Source organism: Arthrobacter sp. 01N444 (assembly GCF_056399305.1).
This window is the reverse complement of the sequence record NZ_JBFTRB010000011.1, coordinates 15,118-32,959: the sequence shown is the minus strand read 5'-3', so window position 1 is coordinate 32,959 and position 17,842 is coordinate 15,118. Positions and strand designations below refer to the sequence as shown.

Below are 17,842 nucleotides of genomic sequence, written 5' to 3'. Positions count from 1 at the left end.
CTCATTCCGGCCATTTGCGGTAAACGGGCCCATGGGAACGCACCGCGCCGGGCCGCACCGCCCGGGGCCGCACCGCCCCGGGCCGCACGCCTCCGACGCCGGGCCTCACGCCTCCGACGTCGGGCGCGGCGCCGGGAGCCGGGACGGCGGGATGACGACATACAGCGGGGTCCGGATCCAGCGCTGGCCCGTCGCGCGGAACTCGGCCCGGGTGGAGAAATGGTAGAGGTAGCTGGTGGCACGTATCCAGTGCGGCCGTCCGCCGTCGAACGGGTCGTGGCGCAGCAGCCGCAGCGTGGGCCGGTCCGCCGCCAGCAGTTTGGCCAGGAACGCGTAGAACCACTCCTCGTGCACGGTACGCAGCGGCAGGAACCACATCAGCCAGTCCAGCCGCAGGTGGTACGGGGCGTACTGGCGCGGGATGCGCCGGACGTCGCCGGGCTTGCCCTTGAACCCGTACTCCCGCCAGTCCGCGTCGTCCCCGGGGTCCTCGTCGAGGGTCCCCTCCACCACGATCTCGATCCGCCGCTTCGTGACGGTGCCGAACGCGCCGTAGGTGTTGACCAACTGCCAGCGGTTGAAGGATGCGTTCATCAACTGGTGGTGGGAGAAGAGGTTCTCGATGGGCCGGTAGCTGAGCACCACCAGCAGCACGGTGGCCACAAGGACCACCACCAGCCAAGGAACCGGCGCCTGGCTGCCCACCGCTGCGCCCACCGCCGCGCCCACCGCCGCTCCTGCTCCGGTTCCTGCGGACGGGGACACAGCCGCGGCATGCCAGTCCAGCGGGATCGCCGGAATCACGGCGTGCGCCACGGGATCGCTGACCGCCGCGAAGGCCAGGATGATCGCCATCCAGTTCAGCCAGGCGAAATTTCCGCTCGCCACCAGCCACAGCTGGGTGAAGATGATGATTCCGGCGGCAGCGCTGGCCAGGGGCTGCGGGGCAAAGAGGAAGAAGGGCACCACCAGTTGGGCGAAATGGTTGCCCAGGACCTCCAGCCGGTGCCAGGCCTTGGGGAGCAGGTGGGCCTGCCGGCTCAGCGGCCCCGGCATCGGCTGGGTCTCGTGGTGGTAGTACAGGGCCGTCAGGTCCCGCCATTCCTGGCCGCCCCGGATCTTGATCAGGCCTGCCCCGAACTCCAGCCGGAACACCAGCCAGACCAGCAGGATCAGGATGGTCCGGGGCGGGGGAGTCTCGTCGGAGCCAAGGAAGGCCACCGTGAACCCGGCCTCCAGCAGCAGCATTTCCCAGCCGAAGCCGTAGAACGTCTGCCCCACGTTCACGATCGACATGTATAACAGCCACAGGGTCAGGAACGCGATGAGCGGAACCCACGGCGGCCCGAGCTGCGGCAGCCCGGCGATGAGCGTGGCGGCAATGGCCATGCCGCTCCAGCACACCGTCCGCAGCAGCCGGTCCGAGTAGCGCCAGCGGAACAGGCTGGGCCGGCCCAGACGGTTGAAGCCCTCGAGATACGCCGGCACCGGCAACAGGCCGCGCTCGCCGAGGAGGGCCGGGAACTGGTTCAGCGAGGAGAGGAAGGCCACGAAATACAGGGTGGCGGTGCTGCGCTGCAGCACCTGCCGGGCGAACTCGTACTCCGGCGCGTCGAACCACGCGGTCCACTCCACGTTTTCCACGTTACGCCTCCGCCCTGCTGCGTCAACGAGCGGCGGAAGACTCAACCCGACGGCGTCGAGCTGGCACTTCACGGCACTGCTGCACGCCGCGGCTGCCGTGAAGTGCCACCTCGAGGCGGACGCGGCGCACCGGCGCGGTGCGGGATACTTGAATCATGCAGCCGCGCAAAATCGTCCTCCTCGGGTCCACCGGTTCCATCGGCACACAGGCGATTGACGTCGTCGACGGCGCCCCGCACCTTTTTGAGGTCGTCGCGCTCAGCGCCGGCGGCGGCAACCTCGAACTCCTGGCCCGGCAGGCCGTCCACACCCGCGCCCAGGCTGTCGGTGTCGCCTCCGGTGATGCCTCCGCCCTCCGGCGCATGATCGACGACGCCGCCCGCGCGGCAGGACTCATCGGGTACAGCCCCGAACTCATCACCGGCCCCGACGCCTCCACCCGGGTCGCGGAAATCACCGCCGACGTCGTCCTCAACGGCATCACCGGCTCGATCGGACTTGCCCCCACCCTGGCCGCCCTCGCCTCCGGGGCAACGCTGGCACTGGCCAACAAGGAGTCCCTGATCGTCGGCGGCGCCCTGGTCAAGGCCGCGGCCCGCGAAGGGCAGATCGTCCCCGTGGATTCGGAGCACTCGGCCATTGCCCAGTGCCTGCGCTCCGGCTCCGCCGCGGAAGTGGACCGGCTGATCCTGACGGCATCGGGCGGGCCGTTCCGCGGCAAGACCCGGGACGAACTGCACGACGTCTCACCGCAGGACGCCCTGGCCCACCCCACGTGGGACATGGGCCTGATGGTCACCACCAACTCCGCCAGCCTGGTCAACAAGGGCCTGGAGGTGATCGAGGCGCACCTGCTCTTCGGCATCCCCCTGGAGAAGATCGACGTCGTGGTCCACCCGCAGTCCGTGGTGCATTCCATGGTCCAGTTCGTCGACGGCTCCACGATCGCCCAGGCCTCGCCGCCGGACATGCGCCTGCCCATTGCCCTCGGCCTCGGCTGGCCGGACCGGGTCCCCGGATCCGCCAGGGCCTGCGACTGGAGCAAGGCCACCAGCTGGACGTTCGAGCCGCTGGACACCGTGGCGTTCCCCGCCGTCGACCTCGCGAAGGCGGCCGCCACGCAGGGCAGCACCTTCCCGGCCGTGTTCAATGCCGCGAACGAGGAAGCGGTGATGGCCTTCCACGCCGGGCAGATCCGGTTCACCGACATTGTGGACACCATCGATGCCGTCCTCAGCGAACACTCAGGCTCCTCCGGGCTGACGGTGGAGTCCGTACTGGATGCTGAAAGATGGGCACGCGCCCGCACCCACGAACGTTTAGCCGTAAGAAGCGTCTAGGAAGCAGCAGATCACAGTATGAGCCCCGTCCTCCTCTTTGTCCTCGGTGTCGTCTTCGTGGCGATCGGCATCGCCGTGTCCATTGCCCTGCATGAAGTCGGGCACCTGCTCCCGGCCAAGCTCTTCAAGGTCCGCGTGACCAAATACATGATCGGTTTCGGACCCACCGTCTGGTCGAAGAAAAGGGGCGAAACCGAGTACGGCCTCAAAGCCATCCCGCTGGGCGGCTACGTGTCCATGATCGGGATGTACCCGCCGAACAAGGAAGACGGCACCGTCCGCACCTCCAGCACCGGAATGTTCCAGTCACTGGCATCCGATGCCCGCTCCCTGGCCCACGAGGAAATCGGCCCCGGCGACGAAACCCGGGTCTTCTACCGGCTGCCGGTCTGGAAAAAGATCATCATCATGCTCGGCGGGCCCGCGATGAACCTGCTGATCGGCGTCGTGCTGACCGCGGTGCTGCTGATGGGATTCGGCACCGCCAGCCAGACCACCACGATCGCGGACGTCTCCAAATGCCAGGTCAAGGCCGGCGAGACCGTGGACCCGGACTCCGCCGACTGCAAGCCCACCCCGGCCGCGGCCGCGGGCCTGTTGCCGAATGACACCATCACCTCTTTCGACGGCAAGGCCGTCACCAGGTGGGACGAACTCACCGGCTGGATCCGCGCCTCGGCGGGCCGGCAGGTGAGCATCACCGTGGAGCGCGGCGGCGCCACCGTCTCGACAACCGTCACGCCCGTACTCTCCGCCCGCCCGGTTCTCGGTCCCGACGGCCGCCAGGCCAAGGCCGCTGACGGAAGCCTCCAATACCAGGACGTCGGCTTCCTGGGCATCGGCGCCCAGACGGCACTCGTGCAGCAGCCGGCGTCGGCCGTGCTGCCGATGGCGGGGGAGAACATCAAGCAGGTCGCCGGTGTGGTGGTGAACCTGCCGGAGCGCGTGGCCGGCGTGGCCAAGGCAGCCTTCAGCGAGGAACCCCGGGACCCCAACGGCCCCATCAGCGTGGTGGGCGTGGGCCGCGTGGCCGGCGAGGTCGCCGCGATGGAGGAGGTCCCGCTGCAGTCCCGCTTCGCCGCCTTGGTGGGCTTGCTGGCCGGACTCAACTTCGCATTGGCCGTCTTCAACCTCATTCCGCTGCTGCCGCTCGACGGCGGCCACATTGCGGGCGCGCTGTACGAGGGGGCCCGGCGCCAGATCGCCAAGCTGTTCGGCCGCCCGGATCCCGGCGCCTTCGATATCGCCAAGCTGCTCCCGGTGACGTATGTGGTGGCGGTGCTGCTGATGGGCATGGGCGCGCTGCTGATCTACGCCGACATCGTCAAGCCGGTCAACCTCTTCGGATAGGCCGGCTGGTATTTCAGCCAAATTCCGCTGACTATCATTCATAAGCCTATTTAGGCTGATTTTAAGTAATCAGTTGAAAACGGTTGATTATTCCCGATCAGCTCCCTAGGCTGGGGTCATGTACGTCATGACAATCGACCAGCGCGGCAGCACGGGCGACATCGACCGGGTCCCCGGCCTCCTGAAGGGGCTCAGCGCACTCTCCACCGCCGGGCGCTTTGAGCGTTCGGTGGGCGACGAGGTCCAGGGCGTCGTGGAACGGGCCGACGAGGTGGTGGAGATCGCCCTTCACGCCCTGCGCAGCGGCCGCTGGTATGTCGGGATCGGAGTGGGGGAGGTGGACCTGCCGCTGCCCGCCAGCCCGCGCGAAGGCTCCGGTCCCGCCTTCGTGGCGGCCCGGTCCGCCGTCGACCGGGCCAAGGGGGCGGCCGCCCATGTTCCCCTCGCCGTGGTTGCCGGCCGCGACCGCCGTCGGGCAAATGCAAATGCAGCAACCACGGCCGCGGACGGCGCCAGCGGATCCCAGGGGGCCAGGGCCTGCGCCAATGCGGAGGCGGTGCTCCGACTGATTGGCCGCCTGGTCCAGGACCGGACCGCGGCGCAATGGAAGGTGGTGGACGTGCTGCGCTCGGTGCGGCAAGACACCCACGGAACCCACGGCAGCCAAAAAATAGCAGCACAGAAACTCGGAATCACGGAGCAGTCGGTGAGCCGCGCAGTCCTGCGCTCGGGCTGGCAGGAAGAATGGGCCGCGAGGCCGGCCGCAGAACTGCTGCTGACCCTCGCCCACGACAGCACCGAAGGAGAGAAGTGAACGCCCTCTGGATCACGCTGGCCCTGCTCACCGCAGGATTCGTCGGCTGGCCGGTCACTGCCTGGGTGTTCCGCCTCGCCCGCACCATTGATGACCGGGCCGACGCCGGAAGCGGCGCCGGCGGGGACGCGGCCGAGGACCCCGCCGCCGACTCCACCACGGACCCCGACCTCCAGGCGGCCCCGGAGCCGGCCGGGCCGGACGCAGCAGCGCCTACCCCGGCAGCGGCAGCCGCCGCGCCGCCCGCCGAGACCGTCAGCAGCGTGCGCATCCTGCGCGGCGGTGCCATTATCGGCATCCTGGAACGGTTCGCCGTGTGCCTGGCGATCCTGGCCGGCCAGCCCGTCGCCATCGCCTACGTCGTGGCCATCAAGGGCCTCGGCCGGTTTGCCGAGTTGAAAGCCACCCCGGTGGCGGCCGAGCGGTTCATCATCGGAACACTCACCTCCATGCTCTGGGCAGCCGGTGTCGCCGCCCTGGCCAAGGTCCTCTTCCTCGGCTGACCGCGTGCCCCAGAGCCTCCGGATGGGAACCGGGCAAACAGGGCGATAGTGTATCCATATGACTGTTTTTGCTGTGGAGTACGTGTACGACGCCGAATCATCCGAGGTCCGCGATGCCAGCCGCCCGGCGCACCGCGAATGGACCGCGGATCTTGCCCGTGACGGCGCCCTGCTGGCCAGCGGCCCTTACGGCGACGGTGCAGGCGCGCTGCTCATCTTCAAGGCCGCCGATGAGGCGGCCTTGAACGACCTTCTGCGGCAGGACCCCTTCGCAGCCGCCGGTGCCATCTCGGGCACCCGCACCACCGTGTGGGCGCCGCTGACCGGTCTTCTGGCCGAGCACGCCTAGCCCGTCCCGCCCGCACCTTCGCAACTTCGAATTCTAAAAGGGAGTCCATGTGACCTCGGTCAGCCTGGGAATGCCGTCAGCACCGCCCCCCGTTCTTGCCCCCCGCCGCAAGACGCGCCAGATCAAGGTGGGATCAGTCGGCGTCGGCTCCGATTCGCCCATCAGCGTCCAGTCCATGACCACGACGCCGACGACCGACATCAACGCCACCTTGCAGCAGATCGCGGAACTCACGGCCTCCGGCTGCGACATCGTGCGCGTCGCCTGCCCGTCGGCCGATGACGCCGAGGCGCTGCCGATCATCGCCAAGAAGTCCCAGATCCCGGTGATCGCGGACATCCACTTCCAGCCGAAGTACGTCTTCGCCGCGATCGAGGCCGGCTGTGCCGCCGTGCGCGTGAACCCGGGCAACATCCGCAAGTTCGATGACCAGGTCAAGGAGATCGCCCGCGCCGCCAAGGACCACGGCACCTCCATCCGGATCGGCGTCAACGCCGGATCCCTGGAACCGGGCATCATGAAGAAATACGGCAAGGCCACCCCGGAGGCCCTCGTGGAATCCGCCGTCTGGGAGGCGTCGCTCTTCGAGGAGCACGGTTTCCACGACTTCAAGATCTCCGTCAAGCACAACGATCCGGTCATCATGGTCGCCGCCTACGAGATGCTGGCCGAAAAGGGCGACTGGCCCCTGCACCTCGGCGTCACCGAGGCCGGACCGGCCTTCCAGGGCACCATCAAGTCCGCCACGGCGTTTGGCGCCCTGCTCTCCCGCGGGATCGGCGACACCATCCGCGTCTCCCTCTCGGCCCCGCCGGTCGAGGAAATCAAGGTGGGCAACCAGATCCTGCAGTCGCTCAACCTGCGCCCCCGCAAGCTGGAAATCGTCTCCTGCCCGTCCTGCGGCCGCGCCCAGGTGGACGTCTACACGCTCGCCGAGCAGGTCACCGCTGGCCTGGAAGGCATGGAAGTCCCGCTGCGCGTGGCAGTCATGGGCTGCGTGGTCAATGGTCCCGGCGAGGCCCGCGAGGCCGATCTCGGCGTCGCCTCCGGCAACGGCAAGGGCCAGATCTTTGTCAGGGGCGAGGTCATCAAGACTGTCCCGGAGGATCAGATTGTTGAGACACTGATCGAAGAAGCCATGCGTATCGCAGAAGAGATGGGGGACGCCGATGGCGAAGATGCTGTCAAGGGTAGCCCCGTGGTTAGCGTCTCGTAAGGACGACGCCGCTCCCGGCGTCGTCGTCCGGGTCCTTGGCGGCGCGGACACCGGACAACTGCTGGCCCTGGCGCACCGGGACGCCGTCGCCAATGTCTTCATCCTCTCGCACCTGGAGACCGCCGGTACGGCGTCTCCCACGGCCGGGGGCGCCAGCATTCTTGGCGTGTTCGACGGCGGCACCCTCCTCGGTGCCTGCTGGGCCGGCGCCAACCTGGTGCCGATCGAGCTGGCGCCCGAGCTCGCCGGCCTCATTGCGATGGCCGCGCACCGCTCCGGGCGCCGCTACGCCTCGATCTTTGGCCCCGCCGAAACTGTGCTGGCTCTCTACGCGGCGCTGGAGCAGCTCGGCCAGACGGCCCACGAAGTCCGGGACCACCAGCCCCTGCTGACGATTGCGGGGCCGCCCGCCGTCCGGCCAGAGCCCGCACTCGGCTTTGGCCAGCTGGCTGACTTCGACAAGATCCTGCCCGCATGCGCCGCAATGTTTGAGGAAGAAGTGGGCTATTCGCCCTACCTCGGCGGCAGGGAGTATTACAGCCGGCGCGTCAAGAGCCTCATCCGCCAGGGCCATTCCCTCGTGCACGTGAACGCCGCCGGCGATGTGGTCTTCAAAGCCGAACTCGGCGCGGTCACGCCGGAAGTGACCCAGGTCCAGGGTGTCTGGATGAATCCCGACTTCCGCGGACTGGGACTGAGCGCGGGCTACATGGCCGCCGTCGTCGTCCTCGCCCAGACCCTCGCGCCGGTGACCAGCCTGTACGTCAACGGGTTCAACGCCAAGGCGCGCGCCACCTACGATCGGGTGGGCTTTCGCCAGGTGGGCACGTTCGCTACAGTGCTCTTCTAGCGGGCAAATGCCGGCTGGCCGGTCTAGTTTATTGGGGGAAACATGAAGACATCAGTGCTGCGCATTTTCGGGGCCTCGGCGCTCCTCGCCTGGGGCGCCATGGGATTGGCCGCATGTGGCACGCCCACCGGCTCGCCGGATACAGCCAAGAGTGCGCAAGCCCAGGCCGCAACCACGGTTCCCGGCGCGGCCGTGACGCCTACTCCCACCCAGACGCAAGCCAAGGCTTACACGAGCGATGAACTGACGGCCCTCGTGGCACAGTTGAAGGATGCGCACGGCAAGCCGCTCACCGTGATGCCGCTTGCCGATCTCAAGAAGTCGGTCGAACAGGCAAAGTCCTTGCTGGCATCGATCTCGGTGGAACCCGCGGAGTGCGCGGCTCTGGCCCTTGGTGGCCAGGCAGCCTCGACCGAGGGCACGGCGGTCGCGGCGGGGGTGGCCCAAGATGCCGGGACGGGCGCTTCCACGGGTGTCTCCCTGGCGTTCCGGGCTGACGCCAAGCTCCTCAAGAAGGGACTCGCCCAGGGCGAGGACTTCAATAAGTGCTCAGCCCTTTCATTCACGACCAATGGCACCAAAGTGGACCTCAAACTGACCAAGCTGGCCGGAGTCGGCTCAACCCCGGGCACCGTCGCGTACCGGACAGACACCGCACTGCCGGGTGGCCGGAAGCAATCTGCGATCACCGGACAGGTGATCCAGGACGGCGTTCTCATCACCGTCAGCGCGGCAGGTGGCGGCAGCGAGGCCGACGCCATCTCCCGGGCCGGAAAATTACTGGATCAGGCCGCCGCGCTCGTCGGGAAGTAGCCCGATTGCCGCCGCGCATGGATCCGCAACGACATGCCGAAAATATCCGGTTGCAGACTATTGCTTCCCGGCCGCATGGCACATAGGTTCTACCTAGCCGTGTCGCATAGGCGCGCACACTCCCCAACGCATTTTCCGGGGACGACAACGCCTGGAGACGACACCAAGTAGCTCGCAGCCTGAGATCTGGGGGTGCTGGGGCCACGGAGCCACGCCATGACGGGATGACCAGCCGGAAAACGGCCAGGGGCTTCCATCAGTTATGGCGTGGCTCTTCCATGCGCCGCGCTCCGCAAAAGCGGGGGAGAAGCGGAGGAGAAGCGGGGCCGTAGCGGGGGCGCAGCGGGGCCGGCGCGGCAAGGCGGGGCGCTCTGGACGGTAGATTAGTACCTAGATGCTTTTCTTAGGCTTTGCCCGCACTTCCCCAGAAACGGATACCCCACCTGTGGTCCTTCGACTCTCCAAGCTGTTCCTGCGCACCCTGCGCGAAGATCCCGCCGACGCCGAGGTGGCCAGCCACCGGCTCCTGGTCCGCGCCGGCTACATCCGGCGGGCCGCGCCCGGCATCTACACCTGGCTGCCGCTGGGGCTCAGTGTGCTGCGCAAAGTGGAGCAGGTCATCCGCGAGGAAATGACCGCCATCGGAGCCCAGGAAGTCCACTTCCCGGCGCTGCTGCCCAAGGAACCCTACGAGGCCACGAACCGCTGGACCGAATACGGCGAGGGCATCTTCCGGCTCAAGGACCGCAAGGGCAACGACTACCTTCTGGCCCCCACGCACGAGGAAATGTTCACCCTGCTGGTCAAGGACCTGTACTCCTCGTACAAGGACCTGCCGCTGAGCATTTACCAGATCCAGAACAAGTACCGCGACGAGGCGCGTCCCCGCGCGGGCCTGCTGCGCGGCCGCGAATTCATCATGAAGGACTCCTACTCCTTCGACGTCGACGACGCCGGCCTGGACGACAGCTACGCCGCCCACCGCGGCGCGTACCTGAAGATCTTCGAGCGCCTCGGCCTCGAAGTGATTCCGGTCGCTGCCACCGCCGGGGCCATGGGCGGGTCCAAGAGCGAGGAATTCCTGCACCCCACCGAGATCGGTGAGGACACCTTCGTGCGCTCGGCCGGCGGCTACGCGGCCAACGTCGAGGCCGTCACCACCGTGGTCCCCGCGGACATCGACTTCAGCAACGCCCCGGCCGCCGAAGTCAGGGACACCCCGGACACCCCCACCATCGAGACCCTCGTCGACGCCGCCAACGTGCTGGTTCCGCGCACAGAGGCCGACGGCGGCCCCTGGACCGCCGCCGACACCCTCAAGAACGTCGTCCTCGCCGTGACGCTGCCCACCGGCGAACGCCAGATCGTCGTCATCGGCCTCCCCGGAGACCGCGGTGTGGACCTCAAGCGCGTCGAGGCGAACATCGGGTCCTTCCTGCCGATTGCCGGCGAGATCACGCTCGAAGCCGCCAATGAGGACGACCTCAAGAAGCAGCCCCTGATCGTCAAGGGCTACCTCGGCCCCGGCATGTCCCTGGACGCGCCGCTGCTGGGCAGCGAGGGCGCCGCAAAGCTGCTCTACCTCGTGGATCCCCGCGTCGTCAGCGGCTCTGCCTGGGTTACCGGCGCCAACGAGGCCGGCAAGCACGTCTTCGGCCTCGTCGCCGGACGCGACTTCGGCTGGGACGGAGTCATCGAGTGCACCGAGGTGCGCGCCGGCGACGAGGCGCCCGACGGTTCCGGTCCCCTCGAAACCGCCCGCGGCATCGAAATGGGCCACATCTTCCAGCTGGGCCGGAAGTACGCCGCCGCCCTGGACCTGAAAGTCCTGGACCAGAACGGCAAGCAGGTGGTGGTGACCATGGGCTCCTACGGCGTCGGCGTCACCCGCGCCGTGGCGGCCCTGGCCGAGTCCAACCACGACGACCGGGGCCTGGTCTGGCCGCGCGCCGTCGCCCCCGCCGACGTCCACGTTGTGGCCGTGGGCCGCGGCGAGGAGATCTTCGCCGCCGCCGAAAAACTGTCCCTGGAGCTCGAGGCTGCCGGCCTGGACGTCATCTATGACGACCGCCCCAAGGTTTCCCCCGGCGTGAAGTTCGGCGACGCCGAACTCGTCGGCGTCCCCACCATCCTCGCCGTCGGGCGCGGACTCGTGGACGGCGTCGTGGAGATCAAGGACCGCCGCAGCGGCAGTGCCGAGAATGTAGCCGTTGACAAGGCTGTTGACTACGTGGTCAACGCCGTGCGCAACAGCTGATGCCGCGCCGTCCCGGGCGCCGTACTAAGCCGTACTAAGTAATGGTCTCCGGACTCGAATCGATCCAGCTCGGAACTGTCATCCTGATCGTCGTGGCCGGTCTGGCGGCCGGATGGGTCGACGCCGTCGTCGGCGGCGGCGGGCTCATCCAGCTCCCGGCGATGCTCCTGGTGCCGGGCATCAGCCCGGTCCAGGCGCTGGCGACCAACAAGATGGGCTCCATCTTCGGCACCAGCACCAGCGCGGCCACGTACTACCGCCGCGTCCGGCCCGATCTGCGCACCGCCCTGCCCATGGCAGCGATCGCGCTCGCGGGCAGCTACGGCGGTGCGGCGCTGGCCGCCAACCTGCCGGCCAGCGTGTTCAAGCCGATCATCGTGCTGGCGCTGATCGCCGTCGCGCTCTTCACCGCCTTCCAGCCCGGCATCGGTGAGCTGACCAAGCTGCGCCACGAGGGGCACCGGCACTACGTGGTGGCCTGCCTGATCGGCGGCGTGATCGGCTTCTACGACGGCCTGATCGGTCCCGGCACCGGTTCGTTCCTGATCATCGCCCTCGTCTCGGCCATGGGCTACGCCTTCCTGGAGGCCAGCGCCAAGGCCAAGATCGTGAACGTGGCCACCAACGCCGGCGCCCTGCTGTTCTTTGTTCCGCACGGCGCCGTGCTGTGGGGGCTCGGGCTGCTGCTGGGCATGGCGAACATGGCCGGCGGCTACCTCGGTGCCCGGACTGCGGTCCGGCAGGGGAGCAAGTTCATCCGGATCGTGTTCCTGGTGGTGGTGGGCGCGCTGATCATCAAGCTCGGTTCCGACGTCTGGCAGGACAACCTGTCCTAAGCCGCCTGGTTCCGCGGCAACCCGCATGGGACTCCCGGTCCGCTGGCCCCGGGCGTAGCATGCAGCTATGTCAGCAGGTGAGGAACGCTACCGGGATGCCCTCGAGGCCGCGGCCGGACACGCACGCCGGTGGCTTGAGAGCCAGGGAACACGCCGAATCGGGCCGCAGGTCACGGCGGCCGAGCTGGCGGCCGACTTCGGCGGACCGCTGCCCAAAGAGGGCATGCCGGCGGCGGAAGTGGTGGACTATCTTGCGGCCAAGGCCGAACCCGGGCTGATGGCCATGCCGTCCGGGCGGTTCTTCGGCTGGGTCATCGGCGGCACGCTGCCGGCGGCGCTGGCGGCCGACTGGCTGCTCAGCGCCTGGGACCAAAACGCGGGGCTGCGCTTCGCCACGCCCGCCACCGCCGCGATCGAGGAAGCCGCCGGCAAATGGATCCTTGAGCTGCTGGGTCTGCCCGGGGAGTCCGACGTCGGCTTCGCCACCGGCGCCACCATGGCCAACTTCACCGGCCTCGCCGCCGCCCGCTGGCGGCTCATGGCCGACGCCGGCTGGGACCTCGACGGCGACGGCCTCGCCGGTGCGCCCCGGATCCGCTGCTTTGCGGGGCAGGAACGGCACGACACCATCGACCTCGGCCTGCGCTACCTGGGCCTGGGACGTCCCACCGTGGTGCCGTCCGACCGCCAGGGGCGCATCATCCCGGCCGAGCTGGATTGCGCCCTGGACCTTGCGCTCCGTGCGGGGGAGGACAGCCGCCCGGTCCCGGCCCTGGTGTGCCTGCAGGCCGGCAACCTGCATTCGGGCGCCTTCGACCCCTTCGCCGAGGCCATCGCCGTCGCGAAGGCGCACGGCGCCTGGGTGCACGTGGACGGGGCTTTCGGACTCTGGGCGGCCGCCGTGCCCGAGTTGTCCGCCCTGACCGCGGGACTCGGGCTGGCCGATTCGTGGGGGACGGATGCGCACAAGACCCTCAACGTCCCGTACGACTGCGGGATCGTGATCGTGCGCGACGCCCAGGCCCTGCGGTCGGCGATGGGGCTGCACACCAGCTACCTGATCCAGGCCGCGGACGGTGCCGGGGACCCGTTCGAGTCCGTGCCTGAGCTCTCCCGCCGCGCGCGGGGCGTCCCGGTGTGGGCGGCGCTGAAATCCCTGGGCCGCGACGGCGTCGCCAGCCAGGTCCGCACGCTCGTGCAGCGGGCCGCGCAGTTGGCCGAGCAGCTCGGGGCGCTGGACGGCGTGGAGGTGCTCAACGACGTCGACTACACCCAGGTGTCCCTGGCGTTTGGCGACGACGCCGTGACCCGGGCCGTGACGGAGAGGGTCATGGCTGATGGCCGGGTCTGGATGTCCGGGTCACGCTGGCAGGACCGCGATATCCTGCGGATCTCGGTGAGCAACTGGAGCACGGACGACGCCGACGTCAGAGTCGCCGTCGACGCCGTCCGCGACGCGCTGGCGGCGGTGCGGGGCTGACTGCGGGGGTTAGCGAGTTACGCGTGCGCGGAGATGCGGACCGCGGTCACCTTGTATTCAGGGCACCCCGTTACCTCGTCCTCCACGGCAGAGGTGAGGCTGTTGACTGTTGCGCCGGGGAAATGGAAGCCCGCGAACACCTGACCGGGTTCCACATCGTCCGTGATCCTGAGCCGCAGGACCGCCATTCCACGCCGGCTGTCCAGCCGGACAGTATCGCCATCATTCAGTCCCAGCGCCGCCGCGTCCCCGGGCTCGACGTCGATCGTTTCGTCGGGGAGCAGGACCAGGTTGTCGGTCCGGCGGGTCATGCTGCCGGAGTTGTAATGCTCCGCCCTGCGCCCGGTGACGAGCAGGTACGGATAGGCCGCGTCGCACTGCTCGCCCGGCGGCAGGTACGGCCGCGCGGCCAGGTGTGCCAGACCGTCCGGGGTGGCGAACCGGTCCTGATAGAGCCGAGGTGTTCCGGGGGAAACGGCGGACCCGCACGGCCAATGCAGCGGGCCGTCCCGGTCCAGGCGTGCGTGGGATATTCCGCCGAACAGCGGCGCCAGGCTGGCGCACTCCGCCATGGCCTCCTCCGGTGTGGGGCATCCAAGGTCCGCCCCCATGCCGGCCGCGACGGCGTGCAGCACCGCGAAGTCTGTGCGGACGCCGGCCGGGGGCGCCACGGCGGCCCTGACCCGCTGGAAGCGCCGGTCGAAGTTGACGAACGTGCCGTCCTTCTCGAGCCAGGCGGCCACGGGAAAGACGACGTCCGCTGCGGCGGCCGTGGGGGAGAGGAACAGATCGTTGCAGATCACCAGCGGGCAGGCAGCCAGGGCCGCCCGCACCGAAGCGCTGTCAGGATCGGTGGCGAGCACGTCCTCCCCGATCACCCACAGCGCCTGCAACGCCCCGTCCCGGGCGGCCGCGAACATCTGCGGGATCCGAAGCCCTGGCCGCGACGGCACATCGGCCCGCCAGGCCTCGGCGCAGCGGGTCCGCGCTGCCGGGTCCAAGACCTTCTGGTAGCCGGGCAGCAGGTCAGGCAGAGCCCCCATGTCAGACGCACCCTGGACGTTGTTTTGCCCGCGCAGCGGGTTCACCCCACCGCCGGCACCCGGCCCGACGGCACCGCGCAGGAGTGCCAGGTTGGACAGGGTCCGGACACCGTCCGTGCCGTGCCGGTGTTCGGTCACGCCGAGTCCGTAGAAGATTGCCGGGACCAGCGCCTGACCGTACATCACGGCGGCGCTCACGAGGTCGTGCGCCGGGACACCGGAGATTTCGGCTACGCGTTCGGGCGGGTAGTCCTCGAGCAACCCGAGCAGCTCGTCATAGCCGTTGGTGTGGGTTTCAAGGAAGGCGGAGTCCACGAGCCCCTCGCGGACCAGGACGTGGGCCAGGCCGTTGAACACGGCCACGTTGGTTCCCGGCCGGGGCCGCAGGTGGATGTCGGCGTGCCGGGCCAGGAACGTGCGCCGGGGATCCACCACCACCAGGCGGGCGCCGTCCATGACCCGCTGGAAGATCCGTGAACCGACAACGGGGTGCGCCGCCGTCGGATTCGCGCCAACCAGGAGGATCACGTCGCACCGGTCGAGGTCATCGAATGCATTCGTGCCGCCGCCCAGGCCAAACGTGGCGGCCAGGCCGGCCGCCGAGGGGGCGTGACAGAGCCGGGCGCAGTTGTCCACGTTGTTTGTCCCCATGACTGCCCGGGCGAATTTCTGGGCCAGATAGTTCTCCTCGTTGGTGGCCCGGGCCGAGGAGATGACGGCGAATCCGCCCGGGTCCGCGTCCCGGATCCCGGCAAGCCTGGCGGCCACGTAACCCGTTGCGGCCTCCCACGACGCGGGCGCCAGGGTTCCGTTCCTGCGGATCAGCGGGGTTGTCAGACGGTCTGTTGAACCCAGGAACCCGTGGGCGAACCGTCCCTTGACACACGCGTGGCCGCGATTCACTGAGCCCTCACCGGCGGGCCGGACGGTCATGATCACGTTGTCACGGGTGGAGACCTCCAGGCTGCAGCCGACGCCACAATACCCGCAGGTGGTCCGGGTCTGCCGTTCGATCGGCAGCAGGTTGAGCAGCCCGGGCTCGGACAGGGCGCCGGTGGGACAGGTATCCACGCACGCCCCGCACGAGACACAGTCGGACTCCGCCCAGGGACCACCGGTGCCCGGCGCCACCACCGTGCCGGCTCCGCGGCCCGTGAGGGTCAGGGCGAACGTGCCCTGGATCTCCGCGCAGGCGCGGACACACCGCCCGCAGGCAATACAGAGATCGCGGTCAAGCTTGACGTACGGGTGGGAGTGGTCAAGTCCGCGTTCCGGCGGCGTGACGGCACCAGGCGGGGCAGTCACCCCGTAGTCGGCGCATTGCCGGGCCAGTTCGCTGCGGTCGGCCGGGACGTCCAGCGCCCGTGTCGGCAGCCCCGCGACGATGGCCCGCAGGGCATCCCGCCGCAACGGCCGGGACGCCTCGACGGCGACGCGCAATCCGTCCTCCGCCGGCGTGCTGCAGGCGGCGGCCGGGCCCCGGCCGGTGATGTCGACCAGGCACGTACGGCACGAGGCCACAGTGGTGAGCCGGTCATCGTGGCACAACGTCGGGAGGGCCAGGCCGGCCCCCCGCACAGCGTCGAGCAGCGTGGCTCCGGCCGCGACCTCGACCAGTCGGCCGTCGACAACGAGTTTCACGACGGCCATCCGTCCAGGCCGTAGACGCGGGCGAGGCTTAACACCGCGGACGGCACCCGGCGGCCGAAAGCGCACAGGCTGCCCGCCGCCATCGTGCGCAGCACCTCGCCGCGTTCCCGGCGGATATCCGGCCCGTCAGGCCGCTCCGACAGGGCCCGGCCGCGCCATGTCCCCACCCGGCAGGGCGAGCACTGCCCGCAGCTCTCCGCCGCCGCAAAGTCCCACAGGTTCCGCAGCACCTGCTCGCCCGAAAGCCTGTCATCGAAGGCGACGATCCCTGCGTGGCCGAGGGCCGCTCCCCGGCTGGTGAGGGCGGTATCGCTCAGGGGCACGTCCAGGTCGGCGGGGCCGAGGAAGCCGCCCAGGGGGCCGCCGATTTGCAGTGCACGCATCGCTGCCCCGTCCCGAAGCCCGCCGCCGAGATCTTCCACGATCCGCCGGACTGGCGTGCCGATCTCCACCTCGTAGGCGCCGGGCCGGAGAAACCGTTCGGACAGGCAGGCGACCACCGTGCCGGCCTCGTCCGCGGTCCCCATCGCCGCGTATGCGGCTCCGCCGTGCTGCACTATCCACGGCACCGCACTGAGTGTTTCCACGTTGTTGACTACGGTGGGCCGTCCGTGGAGCCCCCGTGCGGTGGGAAACGGCGGGCGGGGCCGCACGACGCCGCGCAGGCCTTCGAGCCCGTTCAACAGGGCCGTTTCCTCGCCGGAGACATACGACCCCGCGCCAACAGCTACGTGGATCTCCAGGCTGAATCCGCTGCCTCCCGCGTCCGGGCCGAGGTGCCCGGCAGCGCGTGCCTCGAGCAGCGCTTCCTGCAGGCGGGCGACGGCGTGGGGATACTCTGAGCGGACAAACACGACGCCGGTTTCCGCGCGGACAGCGAAGCAGGCCAGGGCGAGGCCTTCGAGCACCCGGTGCGGGTCCTGTTCCATGAGCAAGCGGTCCGCAAAGGAACCGGGGTCGCCCTCATCACCGTTGGCCACAACCACCCGCGGTGCAGGGTGTTCCAGTGCGGCCCGCCATTTGGCGGCGACGCGGAAGCCGGCTCCGCCCCGTCCCTTCAGACGGGCGGATTCGACCTGGCTGAGGACATCTTCAGGTGTTCCTGCGGCGACGACGCCGGGCCAGGCCGACCATGGCGTCGAGGCTCCCAGCAGCCCGGCGGTCACCACAGCGTACGCACTGTCACAGGACACCGGGATGGGCGGCGCCTTCCGCGGTGACGACCCCTGCAATTGGGCCGCCAGGTCGGGCCCTGCACACGCGTCCCCGCCGTCGAGGGCTGCCGGTCCGCCGAAGCAGTAGCCCAGGCAGCGCACTTCCTGGAGCGATACGGCGCCGTCCGCGCTTCGGCTCCCCGCCTCCACTCCCAGCGCCGCTTCCACTTCCGCCATGTGCCTGCCGCCGGACGCCGCGAAGCAGGCGGCTCCACCGCATGCCCGGATGTGCCGGGTTCCGTGCGGCGCGGAGAAGTCGGCGAAAAACGATGCCGGTCCCTCGGCCGCTGCGGCGGGCAAGCCGAGCGCACGGGCGATCTCGGCCGGGGAGGTAACGGAGCCGCGGAGCATACTCTTGATCTCCACGATGGGCCGCTCGAAGCGGGCGGCATACCGGAGGAAAGGATCGTCATTGTCCCGACCCTTCTGCCCAGCAGGTTCGGCGGCTGAGCGCCCGCCACGGGGTTCGTGCATGTGTCCAGC

The 17,842-nt window shown here is 69.2% G+C and carries 14 protein-coding genes; 11 read left to right on the top strand and 3 right to left on the bottom strand.

What is annotated here, in order from left to right:
* Positions 1-105: 105 nt before the first annotated feature.
* Entirely contained in the window at positions 106-1,635 is a 1,530-nt protein-coding gene (locus AC1DKN_RS13475; protein WP_476871551.1) for a lipase maturation factor family protein, read from the bottom strand.
* A gap of 164 nt (positions 1,636-1,799) precedes the next feature.
* Here AC1DKN_RS13475 and dxr point away from each other — a divergent pair, with 164 nt between their 5' ends.
* The 11 genes from dxr to AC1DKN_RS13420 all read left to right on the top strand — a co-directional run bounded on the left by dxr (position 1,800) and on the right by AC1DKN_RS13420 (position 13,452).
* Entirely contained in the window at positions 1,800-2,984 is a 1,185-nt protein-coding gene (gene dxr, locus AC1DKN_RS13470; protein WP_476871550.1) for a 1-deoxy-D-xylulose-5-phosphate reductoisomerase, read from the top strand.
* Positions 2,985-3,002: 18 nt separating this feature from the next.
* Complete coding sequence (locus tag AC1DKN_RS13465) at positions 3,003-4,334, top strand: M50 family metallopeptidase (protein WP_476856459.1); 1,332 nt, start codon at positions 3,003-3,005, stop codon at positions 4,332-4,334.
* A gap of 118 nt (positions 4,335-4,452) precedes the next feature.
* Positions 4,453-5,148, top strand: coding sequence for a MarR family transcriptional regulator (locus AC1DKN_RS13460; protein ID WP_476856458.1), 696 nt, complete (start codon positions 4,453-4,455; stop codon positions 5,146-5,148).
* On the top strand, positions 5,145-5,651 hold the full coding sequence (locus AC1DKN_RS13455; protein WP_476871549.1) for a hypothetical protein: 507 nt from the start codon (positions 5,145-5,147) through the stop codon (positions 5,649-5,651). The genes AC1DKN_RS13460 and AC1DKN_RS13455 overlap by 4 nt, the downstream gene beginning before the upstream one ends.
* A 58-nt stretch (positions 5,652-5,709) precedes the next feature.
* Complete coding sequence (locus AC1DKN_RS13450) at positions 5,710-6,000, top strand: YciI family protein (protein WP_476856456.1); 291 nt, start codon at positions 5,710-5,712, stop codon at positions 5,998-6,000.
* 49 nt (positions 6,001-6,049) lie between these two features.
* Positions 6,050-7,216, top strand: coding sequence for a flavodoxin-dependent (E)-4-hydroxy-3-methylbut-2-enyl-diphosphate synthase (gene ispG / locus AC1DKN_RS13445; RefSeq protein WP_028277109.1), 1,167 nt, complete (start codon positions 6,050-6,052; stop codon positions 7,214-7,216).
* Positions 7,179-8,066 carry a GNAT family N-acetyltransferase gene (locus AC1DKN_RS13440; RefSeq protein ID WP_223914221.1) on the top strand — a complete coding sequence of 296 codons (888 nt, stop codon included), beginning with the start codon at positions 7,179-7,181 and terminating at the stop codon, positions 8,064-8,066. Before ispG ends, AC1DKN_RS13440 begins: the two co-directional genes overlap by 38 nt.
* A gap of 42 nt (positions 8,067-8,108) precedes the next feature.
* Positions 8,109-8,879, top strand: a complete 771-nt coding sequence (locus AC1DKN_RS13435) for a hypothetical protein (protein ID WP_476871548.1) — start codon at positions 8,109-8,111, stop codon at positions 8,877-8,879.
* Positions 8,880-9,324: 445 nt separating this feature from the next.
* Positions 9,325-11,136, top strand: a complete 1,812-nt coding sequence (locus AC1DKN_RS13430; RefSeq protein ID WP_476849421.1) for a proline--tRNA ligase — start codon at positions 9,325-9,327, stop codon at positions 11,134-11,136.
* Between the two features lie 41 nt (positions 11,137-11,177).
* On the top strand, positions 11,178-11,972 hold the full coding sequence (locus AC1DKN_RS13425) for a sulfite exporter TauE/SafE family protein (RefSeq protein ID WP_028277113.1): 795 nt from the start codon (positions 11,178-11,180) through the stop codon (positions 11,970-11,972).
* A 67-nt stretch (positions 11,973-12,039) separates the two neighbouring features.
* Positions 12,040-13,452, top strand: a complete 1,413-nt coding sequence (locus AC1DKN_RS13420) for a pyridoxal phosphate-dependent decarboxylase family protein (protein WP_476859055.1) — start codon at positions 12,040-12,042, stop codon at positions 13,450-13,452.
* A gap of 17 nt (positions 13,453-13,469) precedes the next feature.
* Here AC1DKN_RS13420 and fdhF read toward each other — a convergent pair whose 3' ends face one another.
* Positions 13,470-16,145, bottom strand: coding sequence for a formate dehydrogenase subunit alpha (fdhF, locus tag AC1DKN_RS13415; protein WP_476871547.1), 2,676 nt, complete (start codon positions 16,143-16,145; stop codon positions 13,470-13,472).
* Positions 16,133-17,833: an NAD(P)H-dependent oxidoreductase subunit E gene (locus AC1DKN_RS13410; RefSeq protein ID WP_476871546.1), complete on the bottom strand. Its 1,701-nt coding sequence runs from the start codon at positions 17,831-17,833 to the stop codon at positions 16,133-16,135. Before AC1DKN_RS13410 ends, fdhF begins: the two co-directional genes overlap by 13 nt.
* Positions 17,834-17,842 lie beyond the last annotated feature (9 nt).